This is a genomic window from Chromobacterium vaccinii (genome assembly GCF_000971335.1).
Taxonomy (GTDB): Bacteria; Pseudomonadota; Gammaproteobacteria; order Burkholderiales; family Chromobacteriaceae; genus Chromobacterium; species Chromobacterium vaccinii.
Map to the genome: position 1 here is coordinate 15,133 of NZ_JZJL01000002.1, position 12,775 is coordinate 27,907.

Below are 12,775 nucleotides of genomic sequence, written 5' to 3' on the forward strand. Positions count from 1 at the left end.
CGATGAACCACGATTTCAACCAGGATTTCTTCAGCCTGTTCGGCCTGCAGCGCCGCTTCGCGATTGATGCGGCTGGCCTAGACGCCGCCTGGCGCGCGGCCGCCGCCCAGGTCCATCCCGACCGCTACGCCGCCAGTTCCGACGCCGAAAAGCGCAGCGCGCTGATGCTGGCGACCCGGGTCAACGAAGCCTACCAGACGCTGAAGTCGCCGCTGAACCGCGCCCGCTACCTGCTGCAGCTGTCCGGCGTGGATACCCAGGAAGAGAACAACACCCGGATGCCGGGCGACTTCCTGATGGCGCAGATGGAATGGCGCGAGAGCATAGACGACGCCCGCGCCGACGTGGACGCGCTGGAGTCGCTGTCGCGCCGCCTGCGCGCCGAGGTCAAGGGCCTGCAAGCCGAGCTTGAAGCCGCGCTGGACGCCCGCGCCGACTTGGACGCCGCCGCAGTCCTGGTGAGAAAATTGCGCTTCATGGAAAAGCTGGATCAGGAGATCGGCGACGCCATCGGAACCCTGCTGGACTGAGTCCCGCGCGCCGCCGCTCCCGAGCAACGACATAAAGATCAAGACATGGCTCTACTGCAAATCGCCGAACCCGGCCTCTCCGCCGCTCCCCACCAGCACCGCTTGGCCGTGGGCATCGACCTGGGCACCACCAACTCTCTGGTGGCCACCGTCAGGAGCGGCTCCGCCGCCGTGCTCCCGGACGAAACCGGCCGCAGCCTGCTGCCTTCGGTGGTGCGCTACGGCGACGAAGGCGTGCTAGCGGTAGGCTACGACGCGCAGAAGGAACAAAACCGCGATCCGCACAACACCATCGTATCGGTGAAGCGTTTCATGGGCCGCGGCGTCAGCGACATCAAGGACGCCGGCAGCCTGCCCTACCGCTTCGTCGACGCGCCGGGCATGGTGCAGCTGGTCACCCGCGCCGGCGTCAAGAGTCCGGTCGAGGTGTCGTCCGACATCCTGCGCGCGCTGAAAGACCGCGCCGAAGAGAGCCTGGGCGGCGAGCTGACCGGCGCGGTGATCACCGTGCCCGCCTACTTCGACGACGCCCAGCGCCAGGCCACCAAGGACGCCGCGCGCCTGGCCGGCCTCAATGTGCTGCGCCTGTTGAACGAACCCACCGCCGCCGCCATCGCCTACGGCCTGGACAACGGCAGCGAAGGCACCTACGTCGTATACGATCTAGGAGGCGGCACGCTGGACGTGTCCATCCTGAAGCTGACCCGCGGCGTGTTCGAGGTGCTGGCCACCAGCGGCGACTCCGCGCTGGGCGGCGACGACTTCGACCACCGCGTGTTCTGCTGGCTGCTGGAGCAGGCCGGGGTGACCGCGCCGTCGGCGCACGACATGCGCCTCTTGCACACCCGCGCCCGCGAAGCCAAGGAGGCGCTGACCGACCACGCCAGCACCCGCGTCACCGCGATCCTTTCCGACGGCCAGTCGCTGGACCTGGAACTGGACCAGGCCACGCTGCACGCCATCACCAAGACGCTGGTCGACAAGACCCTCACGCCGGTGCGCAAGGCGCTGCGCGACGCCAGAATCACGCCCGAAGACATCCAGGGCGTGGTGATGGTGGGCGGCGCCACCCGCATGCCGCACGTGCAAAAAGCCGTGGCCGACCACTTCGGCCGCGCGCCGCTGACCAACCTCGATCCGGACAAGGTGGTGGCGCTGGGCGCCGCCATCCAGGCCAATGTGCTGGCCGGCAACAAGCAGGACGACGAGTGGCTGCTCTTGGACGTGCTGCCGCTGTCGCTGGGCATCGAGACCATGGGCGGCCTGACCGAGAAGATCATCCCGCGCAACAGCACCATTCCGGTTGCGCGCGCGCAGGACTTCACCACCTTCAAGGACGGCCAGACCGCGATGTCCATCCACGTGCTGCAGGGCGAGCGCGAGTTGGTCTCCGATTGCCGCAGCCTGGCCAAGTTCACGCTGAGCGGCATCCCGCCGATGGTGGCGGGCGCCGCGCGCATCCGCATCACCTTCCAGGTGGACGCCGACGGCCTGCTGTCGGTCACCGCGCGCGAGCAGACCTCGGGTGTGGAGTCCAGCATCGAGGTCAAGCCATCCTACGGCCTGTCCGACGACGAGATCAGCCGCATGCTGACCGATTCCATGGCCAACGTGCAGGAAGACATCGAGGCGCGCAAGCTGCGCGAGGCCATTGTCGACGCCGAAAGCCTGCGCGACGCCACCATCAACGCGCTGGCGCAGGACGGCGACCTGCTGGACGACGCCGAGCGCGCCGAAGTGGAAGCCGCCGCCGCCGCAGTGGGAACCGCCATCGCCGCGGGCGTCACCCGCCGCATCAACGAGGCCAGCGCCGCGCTGAACCACGCCACCGAAACCTTCGCCTCCCGCCGCATGGACCGCAACATCCAGCGCGCGCTGAAGGGCCACAAGATTACCGATCTGTAAGGATACGCCATGCCGCGCATCATCGTTTTGCCTCACCCGGACCTGTGCCCGGAAGGCGCCGTGATAGACAACGTAGAAACCGGCCAGAGCATCTGCGACGCGCTGCTCGCCCACGACATCGAAATCGAGCACGCCTGTGAGATGTCCTGCGCCTGCACCACCTGCCACTGCATCGTCCGCGAAGGCGGCAACTCGCTGAACGAGGCCGACGAGCTCGAAGAAGACCTGCTGGACAAGGCCTGGGGCCTGGAGGCGCAATCGCGCCTGTCCTGCCAGGCCATCGTCGCCGACGAGGATCTGGTGATCGAGATCCCGAAGTACACGATCAACCACGCCCGCGAACACCATTAAGGAGCAGGCCCTGAAATCCCAGCGGCAGCGTTGCGCCGCCTTGCCGTACTATGTGTACTGTCTGCGGCGGCGCGCCTCCCCGCTGCCGCTGCGCTGGATTTCATGACCTACTCCCGCTCAGGAGACATCTATGAAATGGACCGACGTTAACGACATCGCCATCGAACTGGCGGACGCCTACCCGGACGTGGACCCGAAGACCGTGCGCTTCGTCGACCTGCACAACTGGGTAGTGGAGCTGCCCGGCTTCGACGACGACCACGCCCGCGGCGGCGAGCGCGTGCTGGAAGCGATCCAGCAGGCGTGGATAGACGAAGCGGAGTGATCGCTTCACGACAAAGGCCCCGTATTCCGGGGCCTTTGTCTTGCGGCCATGTCGGCGCGTGAAAATCGACGCCGGCCGGTTTATCATCGATAGACGCGCGCCGGCCTTCGCCGGCGCCCCGCTATGGAGCCGCCATGTTCACCCTGATCATCGGCAACAAGAACTACTCCCCCTGGTCGCTGCGCCCCTGGCTGCTGCTGAAGATGCTGGACGAGCCGTTCAAGGAGCAGCAGATCGATCTCTACTTGTCCGACAGCAAGGCCCGCATCCTGGCGGCCAATCCGGCCGGCAAAGTGCCGGTGCTGGTGGACGACAAGCTCAGGATATGGGATTCGCTGGCCATCTGCGAATACCTGGCCGAATGCTTTCCCGCCGCCGGGCTGTGGCCCACCGACAGCGCGCTGCGCGCCGTCGCCCGCTCCATCGTCGCCGAGGTCCACTCCGGCTTCGCCGCGCTCAGGGAAAACCTGCCGATGGACATCACGCTGCGCCAGGTGGATTACGAGAGCTCGCCGGCAGTGGAATCCGACATCGCGCGCGTGATCGCGCTGTGGGAAGAGCAGCGCGAACGGCACGTCGCCGACGGCGAGTTCCTGTTCGGCGGCTTCACCATCGCCGACGCCTGCTTCGCGCCGATCTGCACCTGCTTCCAGACCTACAACGTCAGGCTGCCGGAGCGCTCTCAAGCCTATGTCCGCCATATCCTGTCCCTGCCCGCCATGCAGGAATGGTATTCGGCGGCGGCCGCGGAAAGAAAACGCCCGTTCTGAGTCAGAGAATGTCGCAAAACGGGTGGATCAACGCGCCATAAGTCATTAGAATGGCGCGTTTTTTACATTTTCATTACGTCAAGGATTTCACATGAGCACCCCGTTCATCATTGGCGTTGCCGGCGGCAGCGGCAGCGGAAAAACCACGGTAACCAACAAGGTGCTGGAGACCATTGGTTCCGAGATGGCGGCGGTGATCATCCAGGACTACTACTATCGCGACCAGAGCCACCTGACCTTCGAACAGCGCCTGGGCACCAACTACGACCATCCGCAAGCGTTCGACTGGCCGCTATTGATCTCCCATATCGACGATCTGCGCAATGGCCGCTCCATCGAGATGCCGGTGTACGATTTCTCCAATCACACCCGCTCCGACAAGACCGTCACCGTGCAGCCGGCGCCGGTGATCGTGATCGAAGGCCTGTTCCCGCTGTACGACGCCGCGCTGCGCGAGATGATGTCGCTGAAGATCTTCGTCGACACAGATTCCGACGTCCGCTTCATCCGCCGCCTGAAACGCGACATCGCCGAGCGCGGCCGCACCATGGAAAACGTGATCGAGCAATACCTGTCCACCGTGCGCCCGATGCACAACCAGTTCATCGAGCCGACCAAGCGCTTCGCCGACGTGATCCTGCCGCACGGCGCCAACGATCCGGCGGTGGACATCATCACCACCAAGGTCGCCAGCCTGATGGTGTGACGGCGCAAGACGCCATAGACGCGAAAGCCGCCCCAGGGCGGCTTTTTGCTTGCCCGGTTGACGCCGCCGGCCGCGCGGACGGACAATCGCCGCTCGCGCCATCCGGCGCGCATGATCAAGGACACACGATGCACACCATCAAACCGCGCAATCCGCTGGCTTGCGCCGCCATCCTGAAAAAGGGAGGCGCCCACGGCCGCAGCCGATCCGGCCTGCGCCAATCGCAGAAACACTCTCTCTGGGCAGAACTGGAAGACTGGCGCGAAGAGCGCGACCGGCAGCCGATGGCCGCCGCCCGCGCCCAGGACGCCGATGAGGCGTTTTTTTCCGCCGAGTTTCCAAAAGCAACAGGCCATCATCCGATGGCCTGTTGCTTTTGGGCGCTCGTCCGCTAACAATTCCGCACACTCCGTTTACACAACGCCACAAGCGCTGCCCGTAAAATAGAGGGCGTCTCAATCGGAAATGTCGCCATGAAATGGATAAGCACCGCTCTGCTGCTGCTCTCGCTCGCCGGCTGCGGCAGCATGGGCCTGAAGAAGCCTGAAGTCAGCCTCAGCAATATCGAACCCGGCAGCAGCACGCTGTTCGAGCAGAACTTCGCGGTGACGCTGCGCGTCGCCAACCCCAACCCCATCCCGCTGAACGCCAGCGGCGTCGACTTCGAGCTGATGCTGGGTGGAGAAAAACTGGGCGGCGGCAGCAGCAACCAGCCGCTGTCCATCCCCTCGCGCGGCGAAGGCACGGTCACCTTGCAGGTGCATACCTCGCTCGCCGCCTGGATACGGCAGCTGGCCAACTGGCAGCAGCTGCCTGGCGGCAAGCTGAACTACGAGATCCGCGGCCAGTTGCATGACCTGGGCGGCCTCAAGGACCTGCCCTTCGACAACAAGGGCGAGTGGCAGCTGCCCAAGCGCTGATCACTGCTGCTCCACCGCCAGGCAGTTGTTGCCGTCGAAGCTGACGCTCAGCACTTCCTTGGTCTTCTTGTCGACGACGAAGTTGGTGGTGCATTCGTAGTGGACGGTGCCGCCGCCGGTCATGCCGTTGCTGACCCAGCGTCCCGGGGTTTCCACCACCCGGGACTGCCCGTCCTTGTCGGTCATCGTCAGCTTGGTGCCCGGCTCGTAACGGGTGTTCTCCTGCAGCGGCCGCTGCTCGGTGCTTTCCTTCACATAGGTGTACAAGCTGTTGCCGTTGGGCATCTGCATGGTCTTGGTCGGCGCGCCCCACTGCGCCAGCAGCTCGTTGACGTCGCGGCCCTGCCAGCGATACACCTTCTGCGCATAGCCCTGCTGGGTGGGGAACATCGCGCAGCCGGCCAGGCTCAGCGCCAGCAACGGCAAGCATAACTTCTTCATCATTAGCCTTTTCCGATTGATAACGTTGCGACATTCTCGCGTCTAGGCAATAAAAACGCCAGCCCACAGGCTGGCGTCGGCACCGGGAAATGGCCCCCGTTTACAATTTGAAGCGGCTGAACGCCTGCCGCATGCCGCGCGCCACCCCATCCAGCGTGCTCAAGGTCCGCTGCGCGCTTTGCAGCGCCGCGTCGGAATCCAGAATCTTGTTGTTGATCGACTCGGTGCTCTGCGCCATCGCCGTGGTGGCGTTGTGCTGCTCGCCGGTAGACAGCGCCACATCGCCTATCTTCTCCACCACCAGCTTCATCGCGCGGGTGATGTCCACCAGGCGCTCGCGCGCCAGCTCGGTCTGCGCCGCGCTGCCGTCCACCGCGCCGATGGTGCTATCCATATTGCCCACTGCCTTGCCGGTCTCAGCCAGGATGTTCTGCACCATGTCGCCGATCTCGACGGTGGCGCTGCCGGTGCGCTCGGCCAGCTTGCGCACTTCGTCGGCCACCACGGCGAAGCCGCGGCCCTGCTCGCCCGCGCGCGCCGCTTCGATCGCCGCGTTCAGCGCCAACAGATTGGTCTGGTCGGCGATGTCGCGGATCACGCCGGTGATCTTGGAGATTTCCTGCGAGCGCTGCTGCAGCGAGGCCAGCAACGCCGACAGCTCGCCCACCGACTGGCTGGTGCGCGCCATTTCGCCGCTGATGCGCTGCAGCTCATCGGCGCTGGCCTGGGAATTGGCGCCGGTGTCGCGCGCCAGTTCGTCGGTTTCGCGGGTGGCGTCGGCGATGTGGGAAATGCTCACCGTCACCTGCTCGATCGCCGCGGCGTTGGAGCTGGAGATGTCGGCCAGCATATGGGAATCCTCGGCCAGCCGCGCCACGTCGGCTCCGACCGCGATCACGCCTTGCGCCAGTTGCTCGGCCTCGGAACGCAGTTCGCGGAACATGCCGTTCAGGCGGCCGACGAACTGGTTGAACGCCTCGGCCATCTGCGCCACTTCATCGCTGCCCTCGGCCTCGATGCGGCGGGTCAGGTCGCCTTCGCCCTGGGATATCTCGCGCAGCGCGTCGCGCACCTGGAACAGGCCGCGCAGCAGACGGCGCAAGTAGGCGCCGGCCAGCAGTTGGGTGACTGCCAGCGCGGCCAGCAGCGACAGCGCCATCGACGCCATCATCCGCCGCAGCGGCGCGTCCAGAAGCTCGCGGTCCACCACCACGCCCAGCACCCAGTCGCTGCCTTCCACCGAGCTCAGCCGCAGCATGCGGCTCACGCCGTCCAGCTGCACCGTCGCCAGCTCGGGCTTGTCCAGCAGGCCGGCGATGCGGGCCGCATCCATGCCCGGCATCAGCTCGGACAAGGGTTTGAGCGCGGCGTCGCCCTTGGGATAGGCGATCAGCTTGCCGTCCTTGCCCATCAGGAACACGAAGCCGTTGCCCGGCAAGGACACCGACAGCACCGACTTCACCAGCTGGCCGATGGCGATGTCGCCGCCGACCACCTTGTTGCCGGCCGGCAAAGCCTGGGCCACGGTGATCACCAGGTCCTTGATCGACGCGCTGGCGGGCTTGTACGGCGCGGTGACGATCACGCCGCCCTGCGCCTTGGCCGCCTTGAACCAGGCGCGCGAGGCCGGATCGTAGTCAGGATTGGGCTTCTGCTTGCCCGGGATGGAATAGACCATGCCCTTGCTGTCGCCGTCGCCGACGAAGATCTGGGCATAACCGCCGGCTTCGGCCAGCTGCTGCAGATACAGGGTGGGGTCGGCTTCGCCGCCGTGGCGGACGGCGCTGGCGATGATCTGCTTGCGCTGCTCCAGCCAGGATGAGACGAATCGCTGCTGGCCGGTGATGGCCAGGTCCAGCTGGGCGGATACGCCGGATGACAGGTTGTCGCGGAATTGGAAATAGGCGCTGACGGCGGTGCTCAGCGTGGCCACCAGCATGGCCAGCGCCAGCAGCAGGGCAATCTTGCTTCGTATGGATTTCATGGCAATCGGCTTGTAGCTTCTCTCTCGTTGCCAATCCTCCGGACAGCGAAAAGGGCGTCGATGACGCCCTTTGTGTTCCGCCGGCTTGCGTCGGCGCATGCCGTTCATCACGGCTTGTAAGGATTGGCGCATATTTAGACCGGGTGGATTGTAAACAACGTTTACAAGCACGGGGATAAAGCGCCAATCGATTATGCAAATGGTTTTGATTTTCCTGAAAAAACCCCTTCAAACCATGGCTTTTTCGCCACACCGGCGAGCCGGCGCGGCGAAAACGCTTACAGCTTGAAGCGGCCGAACGCGCCCTGCATATTGTGGGCCAGCTGCTTCAGCGACTCCAGCGTCTGCATCGCGCCCTGCAGCGCGGCGTCGGAGTCCAGGATCTGATTGTTGATGGACTCGGTGCTCTGCGCCATCGCCGTGGTGGCGTTGTGCTGCTCGCTGGTGGACAGCGCCACGTCGCCGATCTTGTCTATCACCTGCTGCATCGCGTCGCTGATGGCGATCAGGCGGCCGCGCGCCTGGCTGGTCAGCTCCACGCTGGTATCCACCGCGCCGACCGTGCGCTGCATATTGCCCACCGCCTTGCCGGTTTCGCTCAGGATGTTCTCCACCATCTCGCTGATTTCCACCGTCGCCTTGCCGGTGCGCTCGGCCAGCTTGCGCACTTCGTCGGCCACCACGGCGAAGCCGCGGCCCTGCTCGCCGGCGCGCGCGGCTTCGATCGCCGCGTTCAGCGCCAACAGATTGGTCTGGTCGGCGATGTCGCTGATCACATTGGTGATCTTGGAGATTTCCTGCGAACGCTGCTCCAGCGATGCCAGCAGCGCCGACAGCTCGCTCACCGACTGGCTGGTCTGCTCCATCTCGTTGCTGATGCGCTGCATGTCGCCGGCGCTCTCGCGGGAGTGCTCGCCGGTATTGCGCGCCAGCGAATCGGTTTCGCGGGTGGCGTCGGCGATGTGCGAGATGCTGACAGTCACTTCCTCGATCGCCGCGGCGTTGGAACTGGAAATGTCGGCCAAACGGTGCGAATCCGCGGCCACCTGCTTCACCGCGCCGCCCACTTCGATCACGCCGTGCGCCAGTTGGTCGGCCTCGCCGCGCAGCTCGCGGAACATGCCGTTCAGGCGGCCGACGAACTGGTTGAAGGCCTCGGCAGTCTGCGCCACTTCGTCTTCGCCGTGGATCTCGATGCGGCGGGTCAGATCGCCCTCGCCTTGCGAGATTTCATGCATCGCGTCGCGCACCTGGATCAGGCCGCGCAGCAGGCGGGTCAGGTAGCCGGAGCTCAAGGCCACCAGCACCAGCAGCACGATCACCACGCCGCCGGAGATCAGCCAGATCAGCTGGGTCACCGGCGCCAGCACCGCTTCCTCGTCGGCGGCCACGCCCATCACCCAATCGGTGTTGGCCACCGGCTTCAGCGTCACCAGGAAGGTGCGGCCGTCGATGTCCAGCGGGGCCACGTCGCCGCTGCCTACCAATTGCTGGAAGCGGCTGTCGTCCAGGCCCGGGATCAGCTCGTTGATCGGGCGCAGTTCCTGGCCCGGCTTGGGATAGGCGATCACCTTGCCCTGGCGGGTCAGCAGGAAGGCATGGCCGTCGCCGGCCAGCTTGATGTCCAGCACTGACTTCACCAGCTTGTCGATCAGGATGTCGCCGCCGACCACGATCTCCTGGCCCTGGGCCTTGTCGGCGATGGTGATCACCAGCTTGTCCTTGGTCTCAGGCTCGGAATCCTTGTACGGATCGGTGACGATCACGCCGCCCTGCGCCTTGGCCTGCTGGTACCACGGGCGCTGCGCCGGCTGGTAGTCTGCGCTCGGCTTGGGACGGCCCGGCACCGAGTAGAACATCTCGCCGCTGTCGCCATGGCCGGCATAAATGATGTTGAAGCCGCCGCCCTTGGCGATCTGCTGCAGGTAGTAGCTGGCCTGCGGGTCGCCGGCGCGGGACAGGCTGGCGGTGATCAGGTTCTTGCGCACGGTCAGCCACTCCGATACCAGCCCGCCCTGCAGCTGCAGAACCTGGGTGACCTCGCGCTTGGCTTCGTCGTAGGCGTGATTGCGAATGTTCAGGCAGGCGATGACTGTCACGCTGATCGTGGCGACCAGGATGGACACCGCCGTCAACAAGATGAGCTTGTGTCGGATGGAGCGCATGAAATGATAAGCCGATGCTGATAAAAGCTTTATTATCCGTCATATCAGCTGGCACGCATTGTTAAAAATCACATACCATTTAAATACTTACAGAAAATTTAAATCAAACAGCGCTTAATCCTGCCTCTTCCCGCCCGCCGCGCCATGCCGCCGTCAGCCGCAGCAACAGCGCGTGGATGAATTGCCGCAACGGGTCGGCGTCGCAGCGCGGATGCCAGACATGCTCGACGGCGATCTCCAGCATCGTGTCGGCCACCGGCCGCAGCGTCAGCCCGCCCGCCTCCGTTCTCAACACCCGGCCGATCAACTCCGGCAGCACCGCCACCGCCGGCAGGCGCTCCAACAGCAAGGGAATCGCCAGCAGGCTGGCGGTGGAGGCGATCACCCGCCGCGTCAGGCCCTGCGCGGCCAGATAGTCGTCGACCAGGCTGGCGCTGTTGCCGATATAGGATGTGTACAGGTGCGGCGGCTGCGCCAACGCGGCCGCGTCCAGCGCCGCCGGCAGCGCCAGCCGCCCGGCGTGGTGCGCGCAGACAAAGCGGTTGCGGAACAGCGCTTGCCGGGACAGCCGCGCGGCGCGCGCCGGAAAATGGCCGATGGCGCCGTCTATCCGCCGCGCCTCCAGCGCCGCCTCAGCCTCGCCGGCAGCCATCGCCGCCACCTCCAGCCGCAGGCCAGGCGCCTGCTGCTGCAAGGCGGCGATCAAATCCGGCAGCAGGGCCGCTTCCAGCAAGTCCGGCATCGCCAGCCGGTAAACGCCGTCCAGCGCCATCGGGTCGAAAGCCGGCGGCGCCAGCAGCCGCTGCGCCTCGGCCAGCCACGCTTCCAGCGCCGGCAGCAGCGCCTCGGCGTAAGGCGTGGCCGTCAGCCCGCGGCCGTCGCGGCACAGCAAGGGGTCGCCGCACTGCTCGCGCAGCTTTTTCAGGATATGGCTGACCGCCGGCTGGCCCAGGCACAGCAAGTCGGCGCTGCGGCTGACGCTGCGCGTGCTGAGCAGCGCGTGCAAGGCCACCAGGCTGTTCAAATCCAGCCGCCGCAGCTTCTGTGCGTCAATATCACTCACAGTAATATATCCAATGAAAAACATCGATTTTATTAAATCATAAGCGCTTTCTACACTGGCGGCATCCCCACCCTCGGATGCCGCGCATGCACGCTTTTTCCCATCAACCCCACTGGAGCCGGCTGGCGGCGATCGCGCTGATCGCCTGGCTGGAATTCCTGCAGAGCGGCCTGCTCAATTTCGCCTCGTCGCAGGTGATGGGCGGGGTCGGCGCCGGACCGGAAGAGTTCAGCCAGGCGGCTATGGCTTACGCGCTGTGCGCGGTCGTGGCGCTGTTCAACCATCAATGGTGCGTCGAGCGCTTCGGCTCGCGCCGCCATCTGCAAGGCTCCATCCTGCTGTTCGCGCTGGGCGCGCTGATCGCGGGCAGCGCCTCGTCGCCGGCCGGCTTCATCGCCGGCCGCGCGGTGCAGGGGCTCGGCGGCGCCGCCTTCTTCACCGCAGCCCGTCTCGAAGTGGCGCAACTGCCGCCCGCCAAGCGGGGAGCGGGTCTGGTCGCCTTCGGCCAGGCGCTGCTCTTGGGCAGCGCGCTGGGGCCGCTGCTGGGCGGCGTCTTGCTGCCGGCCTATGGCTGGCGCGCGCTGTGCTGGGGCATCCTTCCCTTGCTGCCGCCCGCCTGGTGGGCGGCCGGCCAATTGCCGCTGCGGCCGCCGGCGCATCGCCCCGCGCATTATCCGACCTGGACCTTCATGCTGTTGCTGGCGGCCGCCTTCCTGCTGCAATGGCTGATCCAGCAAACGCCGTACCAGCTGTTCGCCCATCCTATATGGCTGGCCGGCCTGGCGGCTGCCGCCGTCGCCGCCTTCCTGCTATTTCGCGCGACGCACCGCCGCCAGGCATCCGACCGCCGCCGCTGGCGGCCGCTGCGCCGCCCCGGCTACCGGCTGGGGCTTGTCGGCTATAGCTGCTGCTACCTGCTGGTATCGGCCAACAGCTACATCCTGCCGATGCTGTCGGTACAGGCGCTGGGCTTCGACCTGCCCACCAGCGGCATGCTGCTGTCGGTCAGCTATCTGGCCGGCATCGCCTTCGCGCTGCTGTACGCCAAGCTGCTGCTGAAGGGCAAGGCGCCCGGCCCGACGGAGACCATGGCCTATGGCTGCCTGCTGCTGGCCGGCTACGGCTGGTTGATGAGCGGCCTGAACGGCGAGGCGACGCTGGGCCGGATCGCCTCCATCCTGCTGCTCAATGGCGGCTTCATGTCTCTGTTCATCATGGCTGTGGCGCAAAGCGCCTTTCGCGATATCGCCCCGGCGGCGTTCGGCCGCGCCTACCAGACCAAAAACATCGTGCGCCAGGTATCGATCTCGGCCGGCGTCGCCTTGGCCAGCGTGTTCATGCAGGCGCGCAACGCGCTGCATTACAGTCGTTTGTCCGAGCGTTTTTCCTGGAATTCGCCACAGTTTCTCGACTCATTGCATCAATTACGACAATTCATGCCCGATTTGAGCGATACTCAACGCCTCGGAGTGCTGGCCGGCGAACTCGCCCGGCAAGCCACGCTGGTTTCCTGCCTGGACTTCTTTCGCCTGGAAAGCTGGATAGGCCTGGCGCTGGCGGCCTGCCTGCTCGCGGCCAGAAAGACCGGCTGAGCCGGCGCTCCGTGGCATCTCAG

General features: G+C 65.6%; 13 protein-coding genes. 9 read left to right on the forward strand and 4 right to left on the reverse strand.

Annotation, left to right across the window (positions count from 1 at the left end; all coding sequences use genetic code 11):
• Positions 1-2 precede the first annotated feature (2 nt).
• From hscB to VL52_RS01060, 8 genes are all read left to right on the forward strand, one after another.
• Positions 3-530, forward strand: a complete 528-nt coding sequence (gene hscB, locus VL52_RS01025; protein WP_046155340.1) for a Fe-S protein assembly co-chaperone HscB — start codon at positions 3-5, stop codon at positions 528-530.
• A gap of 45 nt (positions 531-575) precedes the next feature.
• A complete protein-coding gene (hscA, locus tag VL52_RS01030; RefSeq protein WP_046155341.1) occupies positions 576-2,435 on the forward strand; it encodes a Fe-S protein assembly chaperone HscA in 1,860 nt (619 codons plus the stop codon).
• Positions 2,436-2,444: 9 nt separating this feature from the next.
• Positions 2,445-2,786 carry an ISC system 2Fe-2S type ferredoxin gene (fdx, locus tag VL52_RS01035; protein WP_021478295.1) on the forward strand — a complete coding sequence of 114 codons (342 nt, stop codon included), beginning with the start codon at positions 2,445-2,447 and terminating at the stop codon, positions 2,784-2,786.
• A 130-nt stretch (positions 2,787-2,916) separates the two neighbouring features.
• A complete protein-coding gene (gene iscX / locus VL52_RS01040; RefSeq protein ID WP_046155342.1) occupies positions 2,917-3,111 on the forward strand; it encodes a Fe-S cluster assembly protein IscX in 195 nt (64 codons plus the stop codon).
• Positions 3,112-3,245: 134 nt separating this feature from the next.
• Positions 3,246-3,881, forward strand: coding sequence for a glutathione S-transferase family protein (locus VL52_RS01045; RefSeq protein WP_046155343.1), 636 nt, complete (start codon positions 3,246-3,248; stop codon positions 3,879-3,881).
• A 91-nt stretch (positions 3,882-3,972) separates the two neighbouring features.
• The gene (gene udk / locus VL52_RS01050; RefSeq protein ID WP_021478292.1) at positions 3,973-4,587 is read left to right on the forward strand and encodes a uridine kinase; all 615 of its coding nucleotides are present in this window, start codon (positions 3,973-3,975) and stop codon (positions 4,585-4,587) included.
• Entirely contained in the window at positions 4,584-4,982 is a 399-nt protein-coding gene (locus VL52_RS01055; RefSeq protein ID WP_144410135.1) for a hypothetical protein, read from the forward strand. The genes udk and VL52_RS01055 overlap by 4 nt, the downstream gene beginning before the upstream one ends.
• Positions 4,983-5,060: 78 nt before the next feature.
• Positions 5,061-5,507 (forward strand): LEA/WHy family protein, encoded by a 447-nt coding sequence (locus tag VL52_RS01060; protein WP_046155345.1) that lies wholly within the window; start codon positions 5,061-5,063, stop codon positions 5,505-5,507.
• On the opposite strand, the gene VL52_RS01065 is transcribed toward VL52_RS01060, so the two are convergent.
• The 4 genes from VL52_RS01065 to VL52_RS01080 form a co-directional block, all read right to left on the reverse strand.
• Complete coding sequence (locus VL52_RS01065; protein ID WP_046155346.1) at positions 5,508-5,951, reverse strand: hypothetical protein; 444 nt, start codon at positions 5,949-5,951, stop codon at positions 5,508-5,510. It abuts the gene before it with no gap.
• A 97-nt stretch (positions 5,952-6,048) separates the two neighbouring features.
• On the reverse strand, positions 6,049-7,932 hold the full coding sequence (locus VL52_RS01070; RefSeq protein ID WP_046155347.1) for a methyl-accepting chemotaxis protein: 1,884 nt from the start codon (positions 7,930-7,932) through the stop codon (positions 6,049-6,051).
• A 278-nt stretch (positions 7,933-8,210) separates the two neighbouring features.
• Positions 8,211-10,097: a methyl-accepting chemotaxis protein gene (locus tag VL52_RS01075; RefSeq protein WP_046155348.1), complete on the reverse strand. Its 1,887-nt coding sequence runs from the start codon at positions 10,095-10,097 to the stop codon at positions 8,211-8,213.
• 103 nt (positions 10,098-10,200) lie between these two features.
• Entirely contained in the window at positions 10,201-11,160 is a 960-nt protein-coding gene (locus VL52_RS01080) for a LysR family transcriptional regulator (RefSeq protein WP_052729045.1), read from the reverse strand.
• An 86-nt stretch (positions 11,161-11,246) separates the two neighbouring features.
• Between VL52_RS01080 and VL52_RS01085 the strand changes: the two genes are divergently transcribed.
• Complete coding sequence (locus VL52_RS01085; RefSeq protein WP_046155350.1) at positions 11,247-12,752, forward strand: MFS transporter; 1,506 nt, start codon at positions 11,247-11,249, stop codon at positions 12,750-12,752.
• Positions 12,753-12,775: the final 23 nt, after the last annotated feature.

Bases quoted from the DNA above. Each gene is read 5' to 3' on its own strand.
- iscX (WP_046155342.1), top strand. From the start codon at position 2,917: ATGAAATGGACCGACGTTAACGACATCGCCATCGAACTGGCGGACGCC.
- hscA (WP_046155341.1), top strand. From the start codon at position 576: ATGGCTCTACTGCAAATCGCCGAACCCGGCCTCTCCGCCGCTCCCCAC.
- udk (WP_021478292.1), top strand. From the start codon at position 3,973: ATGAGCACCCCGTTCATCATTGGCGTTGCCGGCGGCAGCGGCAGCGGA.
- fdx (WP_021478295.1), top strand. From the start codon at position 2,445: ATGCCGCGCATCATCGTTTTGCCTCACCCGGACCTGTGCCCGGAAGGC.
- VL52_RS01075 (WP_046155348.1), bottom strand. From the start codon at position 10,097: ATGCGCTCCATCCGACACAAGCTCATCTTGTTGACGGCGGTGTCCATC.
- hscB (WP_046155340.1), top strand. From the start codon at position 3: ATGAACCACGATTTCAACCAGGATTTCTTCAGCCTGTTCGGCCTGCAG.
- VL52_RS01070 (WP_046155347.1), bottom strand. From the start codon at position 7,932: ATGAAATCCATACGAAGCAAGATTGCCCTGCTGCTGGCGCTGGCCATG.
- VL52_RS01065 (WP_046155346.1), bottom strand. From the start codon at position 5,951: ATGATGAAGAAGTTATGCTTGCCGTTGCTGGCGCTGAGCCTGGCCGGC.
- VL52_RS01085 (WP_046155350.1), top strand. From the start codon at position 11,247: ATGCACGCTTTTTCCCATCAACCCCACTGGAGCCGGCTGGCGGCGATC.
- VL52_RS01060 (WP_046155345.1), top strand. From the start codon at position 5,061: ATGAAATGGATAAGCACCGCTCTGCTGCTGCTCTCGCTCGCCGGCTGC.
- VL52_RS01045 (WP_046155343.1), top strand. From the start codon at position 3,246: ATGTTCACCCTGATCATCGGCAACAAGAACTACTCCCCCTGGTCGCTG.